Consider the following 19,557-nt stretch of genomic DNA (forward strand, 5'->3'; position numbering starts at 1 on the left):
CGTTGCCTTGTTGAGCCGCTTGCGCCATCTGGGCCTGCAAGTGCTGGCGGCCTTGGCGGCGATGTATTTCGTCGCCCCCGCCGCCCAGCCCTTGGCTTGGGCGATCCTTCAGGGCCTGTGCGCGGCGGCCTTGGCCATTTTCATGCGCCTGCCGGGCTGGCAGCGTTTGCTGCACGGGCTGTTCGTGCCGGCGCTGGCCTTGATGCATCAGGCGGCCTTGCCGCCTTGGGTGTATTTGCTGGGACTGGCGCTGACTGTCGCGCTGGGCCGCAACGCCGTGCTGGAACGCGTGCCCTTGTATCGCTCTTCCGCTCAGGCGGCGGAGCGCCTGGCCGAGCGCCTGCCGGGGCGGGCCGCCTTGCTGGAGGCCGGCTGCGGAGACGGCAGGCTGGCGGTCTGGCTGTGCCGGCTGCGGCCGGATGTCAGGGTTAGGGCGCTGGAAAGCGCCTGGGGCAGCTGGTTGTTGGCCCGCGCGCGCTGGTGGCTGGCGCGGCGGCCGCGGCGGCTGGAGTTCGCCTGCCGCAGTTTTTGGAGGGAATCTTGGGGAGAGTACGATGCGGTGTACGTGTTTCTGTCCCCGGAGCCGATGGCTAAGGTCTGGCGCAAGTTTGTGGCGGAAGGCCGGCCCGGCAGCCTGCTGGTCAGCAACACCTTCGCCGTGCCCGATGTCGAACCCGATGAACGCATCCCGCTGGGAGGCGCTTTGCAAACCGAATTACTGATCTGGCGCCACCCACATGGAGCTTGCTAACTGGATCAAGTCCATCGCCGAACGGCGTTGGCCGATTCTGCCCAATACGCTGGGCGAGCTGAAGGACATCTGCGCTCGCCACAGCGATCTGATCAATTTCACCGACCTTGCCAATCTCTGTCTGTCCGACCCCTTTCTGCTGTTGGACCTGGTCCGGGTGGTGGGCGGTTCGCGCGCCTTGCAGCGCAATGAAAGCATTCCCTCGGTGGAGCAGACGCTGCTGCTGATGGGGCTGGAGGCGGTGACCAACCGCTTTGGCCGCGTCGCCGCGCTGGAGGCGGTGCCGGACAAGCTGGACGCCGAGGTGCTGGAGGCGGTGGAGGACTGGCTGGGCCGTTCCCGGGTGGCCGCCTTGCTGATCAAGGAGTGGCTGTCTCTGCAGGGCGATCACAAGGTGGAAGACTGTTTCGTGGCCGCCTTGCTGTACAATCTGCCCGCCTGCCTGTTCATGATGCAGCGCAATCAATTGCCGGACCGCCCGCTGCTGCAGGAAATGTCCAACGCCTTCGATTGCGATTACGCCCAGGTGCTGGAGCAATTCATCAAGCTGATGCCCTTGCCCACCGGCCTGAACGCCCTGCTGGGGCCGGGCAGTCCGACCAAGCGCCGCCAATTGCTGCGCCTGGCGATGGCCACCGCCAACTCTCTGGAGCAAGGCATTTGGCGCAGCACCTGGCAGGTGGGCGTGGAGGCCGCGGCCAAGCTGATAGGCTGCGCGCCGCATCTGGCGCATCAGGCGGTGGTGCACGCGGCCTTGTCGGTGGCGCGCCACCCCCGGGCGGTGGGCTATATGTACCCGGTGCGCAGTCTGTTGATGCTGGAAGGGGAGTACAAGCGGCCCAGCTTGCAGAAAACCGCGGCCTTGAGCGACGCGGAGCAGATGGAAAAGGCGATACGCGAATCCATCCGCCACCTGGCCAACGATCTCAAGTTCGAGCGGGTGTTGTACTACCGTTACGATCAGGACGCGCATGCGCTGAAGCTGCGTTATCAGCTGGGCCTGGGCGACAGCCATCCGCTGCGCAAGCTGGCCCTGGGGCTGGAGCCGGGCTCTTTCTTCGCGGTGTTGACCAGCAAGCCGCAAAGCTTTCACGCGCCGGCCCTGGTGCGCCAGCAGTTGGAGCGGCGCTACGAGGACCTGTTTTTCGAGCATGTCGGGGACAATGAATTCGCCCTGATCACCCTGTTTGTCGGACATGCGCTGTCCGGCGTGTTCTATGTCGACAACGGCCATAGCGGCCAGGCGATTGACGAGGACAGTTACCACCGTTTCAAGGATTTAGTGGCGCGCCTGACCCTGCTGCCGCAATAGGACACATGTCGTACATCAGCAAAACCATCACTTCCGCCCATAACGACGAAATCAAGCAATTGGCGCGCCTGGCACAAAGCCCGCGCGAACGCCGCAAGCAACAGTTGATGTTGCTGGAGGGCATTCATCTGACCGAGTCCTGCCTGGACGCCGGCATCGTTCCCGAGCGGGTGTATCTCAACGAGGCGGCGCAAGCGCATCCTGAGGTGCAGGCCTTGTTGCGGCGCCTGAGCGCGCCGACGGTCGTGGTCACGGTGCCGGAAGCGGTGTTGGCCAAGGCCACCGCGCTGGCCAGCGCCGGGGAATTGCTGGCCTTGTGCCCGCGGCCGCAAGCGCGGCCCTGCCCGGAAGCCGCGTCGCGGGTGATGCTGGAGGATATCCAGGATCCGGGCAATCTGGGCACCATTCTGCGGTGCGCGGCGGCGGCTGGCGTCAGCGAGCTGATGTTGTCCAAGGGCTGCGTCGACGTCTATTCGCCCAAGGTGCTGCGCGCCGGCATGGGCGCCCACTTCGTGCTCAATATCCACGAGCAGGCCGATCTTTGCGCCGAACTGGCGCGCTACGACGGCCGCAAGCTGGTCACCCATCTGGAAGGCTCGACTTCTTTGTACGCGCAGGACCTGCGCGGACCGGTGGCTTTCGTGTTCGGCAACGAGGGCGCCGGCGTCAGCGCGGAGGCGCTGGCCCTGGCCGATGCGCGGGTGCGGATTCCGATGCCGGGCCACGCCGAATCGCTGAATGTGGCGATGGCGGCGACAGTGTGTTTGTTCGAGCGGGTGAGGCAGCTGGAGACGGATTTCTCATCCTGAGCATTGAGAACGCTGGACTAGGGGGGATATATGACTAGGTTCGCGCTGGCGGAGCGCATTCTGCCCAATTATCAGTTTGTCGAGACGCATTCCCGCATTCTGGCCGCCGATGCGGCCTCGACGCTGGACGCGGTGCAACGCGTCGCGCCGGCGGACGACCCTTGGGCGCGGCGCTTCATGGCGCTGCGCGAACTGCCCGGCCGCCTGAGCGGCGCCTTGCCCGGCAATCGTCCGCCGTTCGGCATGCACAGCTTCACGCCGCTGGCGCGCGACGGCGATAGCGAATTGACGCTGGGCCTGGCGGGCGCCTTTTGGCGCGCGGACTTCGGCCTGCGCGAGATCGGCGGCCTTGAGGATTTCATGGCTTTGAATGAGCCGGGCGTGGCCCGGCTGTTGCTGAGCTTTCACTGCGAAACCGTCGCCGAAGGCGTGCGCCTGTCGACTCAGACCCGCGTGCATTGCCCCGACGCGGGCACCCGTTGGCGTTTTGCGCCGTACTGGTATCTGATTCGTCCGGTCAGCGGCCTGATCCGCCGGCGCATGCTGCGGCAGGTGGAGCGGGAGTTGTTGCGCGACCCGGCAAGGGCTTGAAGCCTTGCGCATGAAAATTGAGTAGCGTTTGATTTTTATTTTGCCTGGTTTGCTTTATCATGCGCCGGAGATATTTAAACGGCAAATTGAAACAAAGGAAACCAGCACAGATGAATGAGACCGCGCTTGATTCTTCCCCATCCCGCTTCGGCGGGCTTTCTTCTTTTCTGCGGCAGCAGTGGGCCACCATCGGCCTGGTGCTCGCCAATCTGATCGTTTACGTCTGGATGGGCGCCTCGGGCGTTTCCTGGACTGAGCCCGATCCCGAGCAACTGGTGAGCTGGGGCGCCAATCTGGCGCCGTTCACTCTGGGCGGCGAAAGCTGGCGGCTGTTGAGCAGCATGTTCGTGCACGGCGGCGCCATGCACCTGCTGCTCAATATGTATATGTTGCTGCTGATCGGCCCCTTGGCGCAGAAGCGCTTCGGCGGCATCGGCTTTCTGGCGATTTACCTCGCCACCGGCCTGACGGCGGGCCTGGTCAGCGCCTGGTGGTACGGCACGCATCCGGTGACCAATCTGCTGATGCAGAGCAGCATCCGCCTGGTGGCCAGCGTCGGCGCGTCCGGCGCCTTGATGGGCCTGGCCGGCGCGCTGTGCGTGGCCGGCCTCAGCGACGCCGACATGGGCGGCTCGCAGGGCAAGGCCTTGGCGCAAGTGGTGCTGTTGAACCTGGGCATGGGTTTCATGGTGTCCGGCGTGGACCAGGCCTGCCATATCGGCGGCTTGTTGGCCGGCCTGCCGCTGGGCGTGCTGGGGTGGCTGAGCCTGCGCCCGTTGCGGCGGCATTTGATGTTCGCCGCGCTGGCCGGCGCGGCGGTGGCCGGAGCGCAGCCGGCGAGCCAGGCGCTGGGCTCCGAGGAACTGAGTGAAATGGCGGCCAAGGTGCGTCAGCAGCGGCAGGAGGAGTTGGAGCAGGCGCGGCTGGAGGCGGAGAAAGCCCGGCGCGTGGAGTTGGCGCGCAGCGAGCGGGCGGCGCGGCCCAAGCCAGTGAGCCGGGAGCAGGCGGCCGGCGTGGAGATTCCGCTGAATCTGAGCGGGGTGTACGGTTCGGGCGTGTTGAGCGCGGATGGCGCCCGCCTGTATCTGGTCGACACCGAGCAAAACAGCCTGGAGGTGGTGGACCTGCGACAGCAGCGGCTGGAGCGCAGCATTGCCGGCCCCAAGCTGTTGGTGCCTAAGAATGCCATTTGTGGCCAGAATCTGTGCCGTGGCATTGGTGCCTGGTCGGTGGCGCTGAGCTCAGACGAGCGCTGGGCCTTGGTGCCGGGGATGGCGAACGACGCGGTGGCCTTGGTGGATTTGCGGACGGGCGGCATCGTCCACCGTTTCGCCACCGGTAAATCGCCGAGCCAGGTACTGTTCAGCCGCGACGGTCAGCGCGCCTATGTGATCAATGCCGGCGACAATACCTTGAGTACCCTGGATTTGGCGCAGCGCCGTGTCATCGGTCAGCCGGTGCGCTTGGGCGAGCCCAGTCAGGAAGTGGGCGCGCGCTTCAACAAACCGTTGCTGCGCCTGAACACCGTCGGCGACAAGCTGTTGTTGAGCGATGCGCGCAAGGACACGCTGCAATTGCTGGACCTGCGCTCGATGCAGCCTAGCGGCAAGCCGCTAAGCTTGCCCTCGGACGCGCTGGATGACTGGGCGGCGGACCCGGCCGGCAATCTGTGGTGGCCGACGCGTGGCGATGTGATGTGGCAGTATCAAGGCGAGCCGTTGGCAGCGCGTCAGGCCTGGCTGCATTGCAAGGCTGAGGGTTGGCAGAAGCTGGCAGCGAGCCCGGACGGCGCCTGGTTGGCCAGCCACAAGGACAGCGGCGGAGCGATCCGCTTGCTGAGCCGCCGCAGCCTGAGTACCGTCGGCGTGTTCCCGGTGAACTCCATGCCGCGGCAGCTCTTGTTCAGTCGCGACGGCAAGACCCTGTTGAGCGTGCACTATCACGGCGTGACGATTTACACCTTGGACAAGAGCATGGATGCGGCGGCCTATGTCGCCGAGAACGAAGAGGCGTATTGCAATGTGCGCACGCCGCAGCAGATGGCCGCGGCGAAAGAGCGCCTGCGGCAGTCTGGCTGGCCGATGCTGCCTTGACGTGGCCGTTCCGTTACTCCAGCGGGATGTAGACTTCGCCGCGCATCAGCGGCCTGGCGGTGCGGGTCATCACCACTTCGCTGATGGTCCAGCCGTATTCGTCCGAGTGGCCCAGCACCGCTTCCACCGTTTGTCTGCCGCTGGCGTGGCTGAAGGTCAGCGGCATGCCGCGCACCGGCGCGCCGGCCACTTGCTGCGGCAGCGTGCCTTCGGTGGCGCAGGCGCAGGCCAGCGCGATGGCGCCGGTGCCGGTGTAGGCGTGGTGCAGCGAGCGGCCGGAGGTCAGGATGCGGGCGTTGATCTGGCAATCCTCGTCCCGGCTTTCCGATAGCAGGCTGATCCGCGGCGAGCCGGGCCGTTCCCGCCGGGCGGCGAAAATGTCGGGCGCCAAGCCCATGACCACGGCGGCGATTTCCCGCGCCCATTCCAGCCGGTGGCGCGCTGTCTCAGGCAAGGCCGCCATTTCTTCGTCGCCCTTGAGGCCGAAGTCCCGGGCGCGGACGAACACCGTGGGATTGCCGGCGTCCACCAGGGTGGCTTCCACCCGGCTGCCGTCCGGCAGCGTCAATTCGTCCACCAGCTTGCCGGTGGGGTAGAGTTCGCCGGAGCTGCCGCCGGCCGGGTCCAGGAAACGCAGCCGGATCGGCGCGCCGGGAAAGGCGACGCCGTCGATGCGGTAGTCGCCTTGCCAGACCGGCTGGCCGTGCATGATTTCCAGTTCGGCGACGATGCGCTTGCCGACATTGGCTTGCCAGATGCCGATGGAGGCCACGCCGTCGCGCGGCTCCACCAGTTTTTCCATCACCGCGAACAGCGGCACCGCGGCGCTGAGGTTGCCGCAGTTGCCGGACCAGTCTATCAGCGCGTGTTCTATCGATACATGGCCGAACAGGCAATCGACGTCGCAATCGTCGCGCCGCGACGGGCTGAGTATCATCACCTTGCTGGTGCTGGCCCGGCCGGTGCCCAGGCCGTCGATCTGCTTGCCATGCGGATCCGGGCTGCCGATGGCGCGCAAGAGCATGCGTTCCCAGGAGGAGGTGTCCTCGGGCAGCGCATCGGCGCGGATGAACAGACCCTTGCTGGTGCCGCCGCGCATCAGCGTGGACGGCAGACGGTAGATCGCGGCCATGTCAGTGCGTCTCCAGTTGCTCCTTGCGGACGGCGATGGCGCGGGTCCGGGCGCGATCTATCGCTTCCGGCAGCGTGCGCTTGTCTTCCCACTGGCGGGCGATGCCGCCGGCGTCCACCGCCAGCGCCGCGTCCAGCAGCGCGGACAGGTAGTCCGCCTGCGGATAGGGCCGGTCGTGGAAGCCCAGGCGTCCGCGCGCGTCCGCGCGGCAGGCGTCCAGCATCAGCAAGAAGCGTTCCGGCCGCCGCAAGGCGTCGGTTTGCTTGAACAATCTCAATATTGTGCTTGGCTTCAATTCGAAAGCACAGTGTACTTTGGTATGGCTCAACAGCGTGACGCGCGCCAGGTCGCGACAGTCGGCCGGCACCCGCAAACGCTGACACAGCGTCAGCAGCGGGGCTTCGCCGGCGGCCTCGTGGCCGATGTGGCGCGGCAGCACGTCCGCCGGCGTCAGCGCCTTGCCCAGGTCATGGGTCAGCGCGGCGAAGCGCGCCGCCAGCGGCAGGCCTTGCTCGGCGGCGCAGTCCAGCGCCCGCATCACGTGGTCGCCGGTGTCGATTTCCGGGTGGTGGTCGGCCCGCTGCGGCACGCCGAACAGCGCGTCCAGCTCCGGCAGCACGCGGGCGAGGGCGCCGCAGGCGCGCAGGACCAGGAACATGCGCGACGGCCGCTCCTCCATCAGGCCCTTGGCCAGCTCCTGCCACACCCGCTCCGCCACCAGGGCGTCGGCTTCGCCGTCCGCCACCATTTGCCGCATCAGCGCCATGGTGTCCTCGGCCACGGCGAAGCCGAAACGGGCGGCGAAGCGCGCCAGCCGCAGGATGCGCACCGGGTCTTCGGCGAAGGCGGGGCTGACGTGGCGCAGGACGCCGGCCTCGAGATCGCGCCGGCCGTGGTAGGGGTCGATCAGGCTGCCGTCCGCCGCCTCGGCGATGGCGTTGATGGTCAGGTCGCGTCGGGCCAGGTCCTGTTCCAGCGTCACGTCCGGCGCGGCGTAGACGGCGAAGCCGTGGTAGCCCTTGCCGGTTTTGCGCTCGGTGCGCGCCAGCGCGTATTCCTCGTGGGTGTCCGGGTGCAGGAACACCGGAAAGTCCTTGCCCACCGGCTTATAGCCCAGCGCCAGCAGATCTTGCGGGCTGGCGCCCACCACTACCCAGTCGCGGTCTTTCACCGGCAGTTTCAGCAGGCGGTCGCGCACGGCGCCGCCGACGATATAGCATTGCATTGATCCGTTTCCCGTTCAGCGCGCGATCTGGCGGCGGTAGGCGGACATCTGCAGATTGAATTCCTCCGTGCCCAGCAAGGCCGGCGCCAGCGCTTCCAGCGCCGTGGGGCTGAAGCCCAGCAGAGCGGCGGGGAAGGGCTGGTCGCTGACATTGTCCACGCTCAGCGAGCGCACATTGTCGCGGCTGATCAGCGCGGGACCGGGCAGGCATTCCATCAATGCGGCCTGCAGCATGGCCAGGCCCTGCGGCAGCGCGATCACCGGGCGCGGCTTGCCGATATGGCGGCCCACCAGGCTTACCAGTTCGGCCAGCGTGTAAACGCCGGGGCCGGCCAGGTCCAGGCTTTGGCCGATGGCGGCGCGGCGCGACAGGCTGGCCGCCACCGCGTGGGCGACGTCGCCGGCCCAGATCGGCGCGAAGCGCGTCTTTGCGCCGGCCAGGGGCAGAAAGGGCGCTTTGCGCAGCAGGCCGGCGAACATATTGAGGAAGCTGTCGCCGTGGCCGAACACCACGGACGGCCGCAAGAGGGTCCATTCCAGGCCGCTTTCGCGCACGCGCGCTTCGGCGCGGCCCTTGCTTTGCTGGTACAGGCTGGGGCCGCGCTCGTCGGCGCCCAGCGCGCTGATGTGGATCAGCCGGCGCACGCCCTGGCTGCGGCAGGCCGCGATCACCTTCTCGGTCAATTGCACATGGGCTTTGTCGAACTGCGCAGCGCTGCCGTGCAGGATGCCCACCATATTGATCACCGCGTCGTGGCCGGAAATCAGTTGTTCCAGCGCTTCCGGACGGTGGATGTCCGCTTCCACCAGCTGCGCGCCGGGCAGCACCAGCAGCGAGGCCTTGGCACGTTCGCGCCGGCGGGTGGCGATGGTCAGCTGGCAGTCTTGTTCGGTCAGCCGTTCCGCGATGTAGCTGCCGATGAAGCCGCTGCCGCCGATGACGCAGATGCGTTGATAAGTCATGGGTTCCCTTTCTTCGAGCCTGTTCAAAGCCTGCTGCGCGTCGTCGATACGGCGTTAAAAACGATTTCGAAATGCTCATGTACCGCATGTACATTCCGCTTTCTCTATCGTTTTCGCCTTGTCTCGCTCTCGCTCGCTAGCCCTTGAACAGGTTCTTTATGGTACTTGTGGGAGGGCGCGCCGCCCTTGGGCGGCGCAGGCTTTCAGCGGGACGGCACCACGCCCATCCGGTTTTTCAGCGAGATGTTGGCGTGGCCGAAGGTGCTGGAGTAATAAGCGGCGTTGGCCATCACTTTCTGCACGTAGTCGCGGGTCTCGGTGAAGGGGATGGTTTCGGCGTAGATGGTGCCGTCCAGCGTGCGGTCCGCCTGCCAGGCGCGCGCGCGCCCCGGGCCGGCGTTGTAGGCGGCGGTGGCCATCACTTCGTTGCTGGACAAGCTGTCCAGCACGTAGCGCAGATACCAGGTGCCCAGTTGCACATTGGTTTCGATGTCGTTGACCGCGTATTGGCCCAGGCCGATTTTCTTGGCCACCCATTTGGCGGTGGCCGGCATCAGCTGCATCAGGCCGGAAGCGCCGACGCCGGAGCGCGCCATGGTAATGAAGCGGCTTTCCTGGCGGATCAGGCCGTAGACCCAGGCGTCGTCGATGTCCAGTTGCTTGGCGTAGCGCTGGGTGACGTCGCGGTAGGGCGTCAGGTAGCGCAAGGAGTAATCGTGTTCTTCCTTGGTGCGTTCGGCGCTGTAGATGGCCATATCGTAGAAGCTGGCGCGGCGGCCCACTTCGGCGGCGGCCAGCAGTTCGATGTCGCTGCGGTTGCGCATCGCCCAGCGCCATTCGCGCTGCGCGTCGGCGCGGAACTCGGGCTTGACGTGGCGTTCGGCCAGCTCCAGCAACGCCAGCGCGCGTTTGATCGCCGGCTCCTCGCTCATCTGCTTGATGTCGTCCTTGGCCGGGCCGCTTTTACTGGCCGGGGTGGACAGGCTGTTGCCCAGTTCTTCCAGCGACAGCAGCGCGTAGTAGTTGTGGCCGATGCTGGCCTGGCTGAACAGCGGCGTCGCCTCGTTCTGCCGACCCAGCTGTTGCAGCGAGCGGCCGCGCCAGTAGCGCCAGGCCGGTTTGGCGCTGACGGTGACAGGCATGGCGCGGATGATTTTCTCCAGCTGGGTCCATTGCTCCAGGCGCAGCGCCGAGCGCGCCCACCATTCCCATTGCTCGGAGGTCAGCTGGTCGGCGTCGGCCTTGTCGAACCACTGCAGCGCTTGCGCCGCCTGCTGTTTGCGCGCGGACAGCAAGGCCAGTTGGCCCCAGGCGAAGCCGGCGCGTTCCTTGCTCAAGGACTTTTCGTGATCGAGCAGTTTGCCCAGGCCGTTGCTGATATTGGCCTTGCCCTTGATCACGATGTCGTAGACCGCCGCTTCCTGGCCGCCGGGGGTGGACAGATCGGCGTTGGCCGGCTTGCTGAGCGCGGCGTTGTCCAGCGGCAGGCCGGTGTTGGCGGCCAGTTGGCGCGCCTGGCTCAGGTAGTTGCCGGCCAGGAGCAGGCGGGCGCGCTGCCACAGCCAGTCGCGCTTCACGACGCCGCGGCGCGCGGCCTCGGCGATCAGGCGGTTGCAGCCTTCCGGCAGCGGACGGCTTTCCAGGAAGCGGTCCAGATCCGTCGGCGCCTTGCCCTGATTCAGCTCGTTGAGCTGACCGTAGCAGCTGGATTCTTCGTCCCGGCCTTCCGGCGGCAGTTTTTTCCACTCCGCGGCGAAGCGGCTCCAGCTTTCGCGCGCGGCCAGTTTTTTCAGCCATTCGTTGCGCACGCGCTCCGGCATCAGGCCTTCGTCCACGCGGGCCAGGAAGTTCTGGGCCGGGCCGTCGTCGTCGCCGTCCAGCGCCTTGAGCGCCAGCCAGTAAGCCGGGTAGTCCTTCAAGGGGTAGTTGGACGGCATGCCGCCCGCCAGGCTGGCCAACTGGCCCAGCTTGTTGCCGCGAAAGGCGTCGCGGGCGGCGATCAGTTCGTCGTCGGCGCCTGCGAAGGCGGGCAGGGCGGCCGTCAGCGCCAGGCTGAGGGCGAGCATGCGGCTGGGGGCGGTGAATGTCATAGGGTTCATGATCCGGTTTCGTCTTTATTATCCGGCGCGGGGCGCCGCTTTGGTTCAGACCCGCGCGCGGCGGGTAAATTCTTCGCGTCCTATTTGCGCCAGAAGGCCGGCGTGAACAGGATCAGCAGGGTAAACACTTCCAGCCGGCCCAGGAGCATGGCCAGGCTGCAAGTCCATATCTGGAAGTCGGACAGCGACGCGTAGTTCGACGCCGGCCCGACCACGCCGAGCCCGGGCCCGGCATTGTTGATCGAGGCGATCACCGCGGTGAAGGCGCTGAGAAAATCCAGGCCGCTGGCGATCAGCGCGAAGCTTAGTATCACTATGCACATGCAGTAGACAAATATGAAGCCCATTACCGACAGCATCACGTCTTGCGGCACCACTTTGCCGCCGATTTTCACCGGGCGCACCGCCGCCGGATGCAGCAGCCGCGTCATTTCATTGACGCTTTGCTTGCTCAGCATCAGGGTGCGCACCATCTTGATGCCGCCGCCGGTGGAGCCGGAGCAGGCGGTGACGCTGGACAGGAAGAGCATCCACAATGGCACGAAGATAGGCCAGCGCGCGTAGTCCACGCTGGCGAAGCCGCTGTCGGTGGCGATGGAGATCAGATTGAAGCTGACGTGGCGCAGCGCGGTGGGGAAGTCGTAGACGCGGTGGGCCCACAGATAGGCGCTCATCGCCAGAATGCTGCCCAGCAGCAGCCACAACATGGCTTTGGCCTCCGGGTCGCGCAGATAGGCGCGCAGCGAGCGCTGACGCAGCGCCAGGAAGTGGGTGGCGAAGTTCATCGCGCCGACTATCATGCCGAAGCTCAGGATCAGTTCCACCGGCAGGGAGTCGAATGCGCCCACGCTGCTGTCCCGGGTGGAGAAGCCGCCCAGGGACAGCGCGGCGAAGGCGTGGCACACCGCGTCCAGCCAGTTCAGGCCGGCGGCTTTCAGGGCCAGGGCCACCGCCAGCGTCCAGCTGCTGTAGACCAGCCACAGGTTCTTGGCGGTTTCGGTGATGCGCGGCGCCAGCTTGCTGTCCTTCATCGGCCCCGGCGTTTCCGCCTTGTACAGCTGCATGCCGCCGATGCCGAGGATGGGCAGGATGGCCACCGCCAGCACGATGATGCCCATGCCGCCCATCCAATTGAGGAAGTGGCGCCAGAAGTTGAGCGAGGCCGGCAGGGCGTCCAGGCCGCTGATCACGGTGGAGCCGGTGGTGGTGAGGCCGGACATCGCCTCGAAGAAGGCGTGGCTGAAGGACATGTCCGGCCGCGCCAGCATGAAGGGGAAGGAGGCGGTGATGGCGAAGCCCACCCACAGCGTGGTGACCAGGATGAAGCCGTCGCGCGGCTTCAGTTCGCGCTGGTAGCGGCGGGTGGCGGACCACAATGCGAGGCCGATGGCCAGGCCGGCCACGGCGGCGGTGACGAAGGTGTCCAGCGCGCCGTCGCGGTACAGGATGGAGACCAGAGCCGGCGCGAGGAAGGTGCAGGAGAACAGCATGATCAGCTTGGACAGCACATAGAGGATGGCGAGTATCTTGCGCATGTCTCAGTCCCGCGGCTGGTAGAACTCGAGCGGCAAGCCGTCCGGGTCCGCGCAGAAGAAAAAGCGCGCGCCGGTGTATTCGTCCACGCGGACATCCTCCACCGCCACGCCCTCGGCCAGCAGGCTTTGGCGACAGGCGGCGAGATCGGCGCAGGCGAAGGCCAGGTGGCGCAGACCGCAGGCTTCCGGCCGCGTGGGGCGCGGCGGCGGCGAGGGAAAGCTGAACAGTTCCAGCTGGCCGCCGCCCGGCGCGGCCAGGTCCAGCTTCCAGGACTGGCGCTCGGCGCGCCAGTGTTCGGCCAGGATGGGCAGGCCGAGGACGCGGTGGTAGAAGTCGCGCGAGCGGGCGTAGTCGGAGGCGATGATCGCCACGTGGTGCAGGCCGGTCAGATGCATGGTCACAGAAAGCCCAGTTTGACCTGAATGAGTTTTTCCACCTGGCGGATCACCCGGCGGCGCGACAGGAAGATGATCAGATGGTCGCCGTTTTCCACCGTCAGATCGTGATGCGCCATCAGCACCTGTTCGCCGCGGATGGCTGCGACGATGTGGCTGCCGTGCGGCATGTCGATCTGCTCGATGCGGCGGCCGGTCAGCCGCGATTGCTGCGCGTCGCCGTGGATGATGACTTCCATCGCCTCCGACGCGCCGCGGCGCAGCGGATGCACCGCCTCCACGTCGCCCTGGCGGATATGGGCCAGGATGGAGCCTATGGTGGACAGGTGGGGCGAAATCACGATGTCGATGCGGTGGCCTTCCAGCAGGTCCACATAGCTGGTGCGGTTGACCAGGGCCACCACCCGGCGCGCGCCCATGCGCTTGGCCAGCAGCGTGGACATGATGTTGTCCTCGTCGTCGTTGGTCAGCGCGCAGAACACATCCATCTCGTCCACGTTCTCGGCGTCCAGCAGCTCTTCGTCGGTGGCCTCGCCGCGCAGCACCAGCGCGTGCTCCAGCCGTTCCGCCAGCCATTGCGCGCGTTCCGGCCGCGCTTCTATCACTTTGACGCTGAAATCGTTCTCCAGCAGTTTGGCCAGCCGGTAGCCGATATTGCCGCCGCCGGCGATCATGATGCGCCGCAAGGGCCGCTCGCTGAAGCGCAGCTCCTTGAGCATGGCCTGCACGTGCTCGCGCGCGGCGACGAAGAAGACCTCGTCGCCTTCCTCCAGCACGGTGTCGCCGTCCGGCACCAAAAGCGTGTCCCGGCGGTGGACGGCGCAGACGCGGCAATCCGCGTCCGGCATGTGTTCGCGTATATGGCGCAGCGGCATGCCCAGCAGCTTGCCGCCGGAGTGGGCGCGGGACACCACCAGTTGCAACTTGCCATCGGCGAAGTCCAGCACTTGCAGCGCGCCGGGGTAGGCGAACAACTGATAGATGTGGTCGGTGACGATCTGTTCCGGACAGATGGCGGATTCGATGCCGAAGTGGGCGAGCGGATCGCCGTGCTCGGATTCCAGGTAATCGCTGGAGCGGATGCGGGCGATGCGGGTGGGGATGTTGAAACAGGCTTCGGCCATTTTGCAGGCCACCAGATTGGTTTCGTCGTCGCGGGTCAGCGCCAGCACCATGTCGCTGTCCGCCGCGCCTGCATCGGCCAGCACCTGAGGATGGGCGGCGTTGCCGGCCACGGTGCGGATGTCCAGCCTGTCCTGCAGCTGTTTGAGCCGCGCGGCGTTTTGATCCACCACTGTGATGTCGTTGTTTTCCGAAAGCAGGTTTTCCGCCACATTGGCGCCGACCTGTCCGCCGCCGAGAATCAGAATCTTCACCGCGTTGGCCTGATTGTTGGTTTGTTTATGCAATTTTAACGGTTAGCGCGGCCGCTTGCTTGTCGATTAAAAAAGCAAATCAGCAGCCTTGCCACAATCAATTAGACGAATTTGCTCTCAGCTATCAGAATGCATCCATCGATTTATTAAACCTGTCAGTCAATCCAAACAAGGAGTCTCGCCATGTTGCAAAACCGTGAAGGCCAACGCGTACCGAATGTCACTTTCCGTGTTCGTGACAACAACGAGTGGAAAGATGTCAGCACCGCCGAACTGTTCGACGGCAAAACCGTAGCGGTGTTCTCGCTGCCGGGCGCGTTCACCCCCACATGTTCCTCCACCCACCTGCCGCGCTTCAACGAGCTGGCGCCGGCCTTCTTCGCCAACGGCGTGGACGCCATCCTCTGCGTATCGGTCAACGACACCTTCGTGATGAACGAATGGGCCAAGGATCAGGAAGCGCAGAACCTGGTGATGATCCCGGACGGCAACGGCGATTTCACCGCGGGCATGGGCATGCTGGTGGACAAGCAGGACCTGGGCTTCGGCAAGCGCAGCTGGCGCTACTCCATGCTGGTGAAGGACGGCGTGGTGGACAAGATGTTCATCGAGCCGCAAGAGCCGGGCGATCCGTTCAAGGTGTCCGACGCCGACACTCTGCTGGACTACGTCAATCCCAGCGCCAAGAAGCCGGACCAGGTGGTGGTGTTCTCCAAGACGGGTTGCCCGCACTGCGCGCGCGCCAAGGCGGTGCTGAGCGAAAACGGCTATGACTTCGTCGAAGTGCCGCTGGACAACAAGGTGCGCGGCAAGGTGCTGGGCGCCGTGGCCGGCAAGATGACCGCGCCGCAGGTGTTCATCAACGGCCAACTGATCGGCTCCGCCGACGAAGTGGAAAAGTACTTCTCCAAGTAAGCCTCAACCGTGTTCGTCCCCGGTGGCTCGGGCCCTGATGCCACTGGAGTTGTTGCGGGCCGGATGCTCCGTCCGGCCCTTTTTTTACCGGGATACGAGACGGCATGCCCAGCGTGCCGTGCCGTATCCCGATACCGAAAGGAATGAAATGCATACCTTGAACATCGATGTCGCCGTGATCGGCGCCGGCACCGCCGGCCTCGCAGCCTACCGCGCCGCCAAGGCTCGCGGCGCCAGCGCCGTGGTGATTGAAGGCGGTCCTTACGGCACCACTTGCGCCCGCGTCGGCTGCATGCCGTCCAAGCTGCTGATCGCCGCCGCCGAGGCCGCGCACGAACTGCGTCACAGCGCGCCTTTCGGCGTGCATGTGGACGGGGACGTGCGCATCGACGGCCGCGAGGTGATGGACCGCGTCAAGCGCGAGCGCGACCGTTTCGTCGGCTTCGTGCTCAAGGGCGTGGAAAGCATTCCGCCGCAAGACCGGCTGCGCGGCTACGCGCGCTTCATCGACAACACCACCTTGCAAGTGGACGAGCACACGCTGGTGCAGGCGCGCCGCGTGGTGATCGCCACCGGTTCCTCGCCCTTGATCCCGCCGCCGTTCCAGGTGTTCGGCGACAGATTGATCATCAACGACGATGTGTTCGATTGGGACACGCTGCCGGACAGCGTGGCGGTGTTCGGCCCCGGCGTTATCGGCCTGGAACTGGGCCAGGCGCTGTCCCGCCTGGGCGTCAAGGTGCGCCTGTTCGGCCGCGGCGGCGGCGTCGGCCCGCTGTCGGACCCCGCTGTGCGCGACTACGCCAGCCGGGCGCTGGGCCGGGAGTTCTATCTGGACCCGGACGCCAAGGTGCTGGAAATGGGCCTGGTCGACGACAAGGCGCAAATCCGCTACGTCAATCTGGACGGCGAAGAAGTCTGCGAGCGTTTCGATTACGTGCTGGCCGCCACCGGCCGGGCGCCCAATGTGCGCGGTCTGGCGCTGGAAAACGCCGGCCTGGAACTGGACGCGGGCGGCGTGCCCAAGTTCGATCCGCGGACGCTGCAGTGCGGAAATTCGCCGATTTTCATCGCCGGCGACGCCAACAACATCCTGCCGCTGCTGCACGAGGCCGCCGACGAAGGCAAGACCGCCGGCGACAACGCCGCGCAGTATCCGGCAGTACAGCCCGGCCTGCGCCGCTCCAGCATCGCCGTGGTGTTTTCCGATCCGCAGATGATGATGGTGGGCAGCCGCTTCGCCGATTTGCCGGCGGATGGCTTCGTGGCGGGCGCCGTCAGTTTTGAAGACCAGGGCCGCAGCCGGGTGATGGGCGTCAACCAGGGTCTGCTGCATGTATACGCCGAGCGCGGCAGCGGCCGCTTCCTGGGCGCGGAAATGATAGGTCCGCGCGCCGAGAACCTGGCTCACTTGCTGGCCTGGAGCCATCAGCAAGGCCTGACCGTTGCCCAGATGCTGGAGATGCCCTTCTACCACCCGGTGATAGAAGAAGGCTTGCGCACCGCACTGCGCGACGCCGCCACCAAGCTGGCGCAAGACTGAGTCTTGCCGGCGGCATTCCCAAGCGGGATGTCGCCGTTTTTCCGCCCGTCCATGGTCCCCGCCATGGCGGGCTTTTTTGCGTCCGCCTAAGACCCGCTAACCAAACCCCTGATCCTGTGTTGCGCCTCCTTGTCGTACGGCTGGCGCTGCCTGCGTCGGCGCGTCTTGGCTCAGCTACGCTGCGCGGCTTGTTAGCGGCTCTAAGTGGAAGGCCATGAGTGAAATCCTCAACAACTCTAAATATTAATATATTAATTATTTAGATTTATTGATTTTTTTGAAGTGATGTGACTGAGGTTTGTTGTGCGTTTTGTATTTGTGAATATTGAAATTAAATTGGTGTGCTTGTTGTTTTTTTAGGAAAAATCCTATTGTGGCTGTTCTCGCGAAAAAGCAAGATGGCCTCGCCGCGAATCAATAAGCGGATGTCGCCGGAATGGGGCGGCTGTCTTGCAAGAAAACATCGTTTAATGCGAATGATTTGATTGCGAACTTTCATCTAATTGGAGGTTGAATTGTGAAGAAGCAGAATATGATTTTGGTGGTGGCCACGGTTTTTGCCGGAGCCGCTCAATGGGCTTCGGCAAATAGCGCGGATTTGCTGATTACCGGCAAGCTGGTGCCGCCCGCGTGCACGCCGGCTTTGAGCGGCGGCGCGGTGATTGATTATGGCGATATCCCGGTATCCAACCTGAGCAATGGCGCAGCCTACACACTGGAAGATCGCAATGTCAGCCTGACGGTAACCTGCCAGGAGGATACCGCGCTGGGCATCCGCATCACCGATGCTCGCACGGAGAGCAAGCCCTTGCTGGGTAGCGAAATTCCGCTGCCGAATTTGCACCCTTCCGGCAGCCATGCTGTAGCCCGGCTCAACGAGCAAACCATGGGTTTGGGGAACGATGCGGAGGCGGGAAAACTGGGCGTTTGGTGGCTGAGCATGGAGTTTGACAAGCTGAAGGCAACCAATAGCGCGAACGCGGAGGTGGGCGATACCAAACTATTGTACTCGTCTAATAATGGCGCAAGTTGGGCCGGGACGAATACCACTCCGCTTAACTCGCATTACGGCGGCGCCAATGTCACCACTTTCGCCATCAAAGGAAAAACAAATAGTACCCCTGCGGTAGCCTCCGTACATGAGTTCCCCATGGTGGTGGGGGCGGCATTGAATACCAAGGGGCGCTTGAGTGTGAAGGACGACACCAAGCTGGACGGCAAGGGTACTTTCACTATTTATTATCAGTGATTGGGTTGCGCGAGTCGGCGCTGAATAAGTCTTGAGTCAGCGTGCTTGAATACGGGCCGGCGGCATGCTTGCCGGCCCGGTTGATACGGTTTGACGCGGTGAATCAACGCCGTCCTTGATGGAAAAGAGTTTCATATGATGCATGCGCTGAATGTGTTCGCCGTTGCGGTCCGCGGCGGCGCTATGGCCGGCGCCTTGGCGCTGGCCCTGCAGCCCGCGGCGGCCTGGTCCGCCGGCGTGGTGCCGGAAACCTCGCTGGTGGTGGTGGAGGAAGGCGACGGCGAGGGCGTGATCAACGTCAAGAATACCGACGCCCACGCCAGCCTGATGTATGTCCGGCTGGAAAACCTGCCCGAGGACCCGGAGCAGCTATTGCTGGCGACGCCGCCGATTTCCCGGGTGGAAGGCGGGGAGAAACAACTGGTCCGCTTTTTGTTGAAATCGTCGCAGCCGCTGCGGACCGAGCGGCTGATGCGGGCGTCCTTCGAGGGGATTCCCGCGGTATCCGCCGATAAGGGGCATCGCATTCAGATGACTTTCAATCAGAACCTGCCGGTACTGATCCGTCCCAAGGGCCTGCCGCGCGAGCGGGAGCCGTGGGTCAAGCTGCAGTGGGGCCTGACGGAAGACGGCCGGGTGGAGGTCAAAAACGACAGTCCTTACGTGGTGCGCCTGTCCACGCACAAGGTGGAGTTGCAGCCCGGACGGCAAGGGCTGGAGCTGCCCAAGGCCTATATCCTGCCCGGCGAGCGCTTGCAGCTGGCGTCGGCCGGCCAGACGCCCTTGGACGCCACTCACGTCAAGCTGTGGCCGGCGACCAGCTACGGCTATGCGGTGGACTCCTTTACCGCGACCTTGAACTGAGCGGCCTAGCCCGTGATGAAATATCGTCAAGCAATCGCCGCCGCGCTATGCGCATCCATGCCGGTGCTGGCGGCGAACGCGCCATTCGCGCTGACGGCCGAGGTGGTGCCGCCCAGCTGCACGCCCGGCTTTTCCCATAACGGCGTGATCGATTACGGCCTCATCCCCTGGTCGGCCTTGAGTCCAGGCGCGACGCTGCTGGGCGAGCGGGAGATCAGCTTGCATGTGCAGTGCGATCAGCCGGCGCTGGTGGGTTTGAGCATACGGGACAACCGCGGCGACAGCCGCGCCGGCATCGCCGCCATGGCCGGGCTTCAGACGACGGGGGCCGCATCGCCGTCGCTGCCGGCGGAGGCGGAGCAGACTCTGGGCCTGGGCCGGGACAGCCGCAAGCAAGCGCTGGGCTATTGGTGGCTGAGCCTGATCGAGGCTCATGCGGACGAGCGTCCGGCGACGCTGATGCGCAGCGCCGGCCGGCAGGAAGGCTGGTCGCAGGCCGGCGGCGAACCGCTAAACCTGCGTTACGGCTATGCCTTGGGCTCGCCGCAGCGCCAGGCGCTGCAGCCGGCCGGCACCCACGTGTTCAAGCTGCGCGTCGGCGCGGCGCTCAGGGGGCGGCAGGCGCTCAGCGCGCGCGAACCGGTGCACTTGGACGGTCACGCCACCGTCACGGTTTTCTATCCCTGACGTCTCCATCCATCCAA

General features: G+C 65.1%; 17 protein-coding genes. 10 read left to right on the forward strand and 7 right to left on the reverse strand.

Annotation, left to right across the window (positions count from 1 at the left end; genetic code table 11):
• Nucleotides 1–7 precede the first annotated feature (7 nt).
• The 5 genes from NK214_RS21055 to NK214_RS21075 all read left to right on the forward strand — a co-directional run bounded on the left by NK214_RS21055 (nucleotide 8) and on the right by NK214_RS21075 (nucleotide 5,556).
• A complete protein-coding gene (locus NK214_RS21055) occupies nucleotides 8–751 on the forward strand; it encodes a class I SAM-dependent methyltransferase (protein ID WP_253315411.1) in 744 nt (247 codons plus the stop codon).
• Nucleotides 738–2,063, forward strand: a complete 1,326-nt coding sequence (locus NK214_RS21060; protein WP_227103701.1) for an HDOD domain-containing protein — start codon at nucleotides 738–740, stop codon at nucleotides 2,061–2,063. Before NK214_RS21055 ends, NK214_RS21060 begins: the two co-directional genes overlap by 14 nt.
• Before the next feature lie 5 nt (nucleotides 2,064–2,068).
• On the forward strand, nucleotides 2,069–2,872 hold the full coding sequence (locus tag NK214_RS21065; protein WP_227103699.1) for an RNA methyltransferase: 804 nt from the start codon (nucleotides 2,069–2,071) through the stop codon (nucleotides 2,870–2,872).
• 30 nt (nucleotides 2,873–2,902) lie between these two features.
• The gene (locus tag NK214_RS21070; protein WP_235089085.1) at nucleotides 2,903–3,463 is read left to right on the forward strand and encodes a hypothetical protein; all 561 of its coding nucleotides are present in this window, start codon (nucleotides 2,903–2,905) and stop codon (nucleotides 3,461–3,463) included.
• A 110-nt stretch (nucleotides 3,464–3,573) separates the two neighbouring features.
• Entirely contained in the window at nucleotides 3,574–5,556 is a 1,983-nt protein-coding gene (locus NK214_RS21075) for a rhomboid family intramembrane serine protease (protein ID WP_253315412.1), read from the forward strand.
• Nucleotides 5,557–5,569: 13 nt separating this feature from the next.
• Here the strand turns inward: NK214_RS21075 and NK214_RS21080 are convergent, their stop codons facing one another.
• From NK214_RS21080 to trkA, 7 genes are all read right to left on the reverse strand, one after another.
• Entirely contained in the window at nucleotides 5,570–6,688 is a 1,119-nt protein-coding gene (locus NK214_RS21080; protein ID WP_253315413.1) for a 2-methylaconitate cis-trans isomerase PrpF family protein, read from the reverse strand.
• A gap of 1 nt (nucleotide 6,689) precedes the next feature.
• Complete coding sequence (locus NK214_RS21085) at nucleotides 6,690–7,913, reverse strand: multifunctional CCA addition/repair protein (RefSeq protein WP_253315414.1); 1,224 nt, start codon at nucleotides 7,911–7,913, stop codon at nucleotides 6,690–6,692.
• A 15-nt stretch (nucleotides 7,914–7,928) separates the two neighbouring features.
• Entirely contained in the window at nucleotides 7,929–8,876 is a 948-nt protein-coding gene (locus tag NK214_RS21090; RefSeq protein ID WP_253315415.1) for a complex I NDUFA9 subunit family protein, read from the reverse strand.
• Nucleotides 8,877–9,079: 203 nt separating this feature from the next.
• The gene (locus NK214_RS21095; protein ID WP_233246680.1) at nucleotides 9,080–10,975 is read right to left on the reverse strand and encodes a lytic transglycosylase domain-containing protein; all 1,896 of its coding nucleotides are present in this window, start codon (nucleotides 10,973–10,975) and stop codon (nucleotides 9,080–9,082) included.
• An 80-nt stretch (nucleotides 10,976–11,055) separates the two neighbouring features.
• Nucleotides 11,056–12,510 carry a TrkH family potassium uptake protein gene (locus NK214_RS21100; RefSeq protein ID WP_253315416.1) on the reverse strand — a complete coding sequence of 485 codons (1,455 nt, stop codon included), beginning with the start codon at nucleotides 12,508–12,510 and terminating at the stop codon, nucleotides 11,056–11,058.
• Between the two features lie 3 nt (nucleotides 12,511–12,513).
• Entirely contained in the window at nucleotides 12,514–12,906 is a 393-nt protein-coding gene (locus tag NK214_RS21105; protein WP_199226016.1) for a VOC family protein, read from the reverse strand.
• A 2-nt stretch (nucleotides 12,907–12,908) separates the two neighbouring features.
• Nucleotides 12,909–14,282 (reverse strand): Trk system potassium transporter TrkA, encoded by a 1,374-nt coding sequence (trkA, locus tag NK214_RS21110; RefSeq protein ID WP_107801804.1) that lies wholly within the window; start codon nucleotides 14,280–14,282, stop codon nucleotides 12,909–12,911.
• Between the two features lie 183 nt (nucleotides 14,283–14,465).
• Here trkA and NK214_RS21115 point away from each other — a divergent pair, with 183 nt between their 5' ends.
• The 5 genes from NK214_RS21115 (at nucleotide 14,466) to NK214_RS21135 (ending at nucleotide 19,540) form a co-directional block, all read left to right on the forward strand.
• Nucleotides 14,466–15,197: a glutathione peroxidase gene (locus NK214_RS21115; RefSeq protein ID WP_107799452.1), complete on the forward strand. Its 732-nt coding sequence runs from the start codon at nucleotides 14,466–14,468 to the stop codon at nucleotides 15,195–15,197.
• A 148-nt stretch (nucleotides 15,198–15,345) separates the two neighbouring features.
• Nucleotides 15,346–16,740 carry a dihydrolipoyl dehydrogenase gene (locus NK214_RS21120; RefSeq protein ID WP_253315417.1) on the forward strand — a complete coding sequence of 465 codons (1,395 nt, stop codon included), beginning with the start codon at nucleotides 15,346–15,348 and terminating at the stop codon, nucleotides 16,738–16,740.
• Between the two features lie 517 nt (nucleotides 16,741–17,257).
• Nucleotides 17,258–17,989: a DUF1120 domain-containing protein gene (locus NK214_RS21125; protein WP_253315418.1), complete on the forward strand. Its 732-nt coding sequence runs from the start codon at nucleotides 17,258–17,260 to the stop codon at nucleotides 17,987–17,989.
• A gap of 135 nt (nucleotides 17,990–18,124) precedes the next feature.
• Nucleotides 18,125–18,853 carry a fimbria/pilus chaperone family protein gene (locus NK214_RS21130; RefSeq protein ID WP_253315419.1) on the forward strand — a complete coding sequence of 243 codons (729 nt, stop codon included), beginning with the start codon at nucleotides 18,125–18,127 and terminating at the stop codon, nucleotides 18,851–18,853.
• A gap of 15 nt (nucleotides 18,854–18,868) precedes the next feature.
• The gene (locus NK214_RS21135; protein WP_253315420.1) at nucleotides 18,869–19,540 is read left to right on the forward strand and encodes a DUF1120 domain-containing protein; all 672 of its coding nucleotides are present in this window, start codon (nucleotides 18,869–18,871) and stop codon (nucleotides 19,538–19,540) included.
• The last annotated feature ends 17 nt before the right edge of the window (nucleotides 19,541–19,557 follow it).

It is taken from the genome of Chromobacterium sp. S0633 (genome assembly GCF_024158805.1).
Classification (GTDB): domain Bacteria; phylum Pseudomonadota; class Gammaproteobacteria; order Burkholderiales; family Chromobacteriaceae; genus Chromobacterium.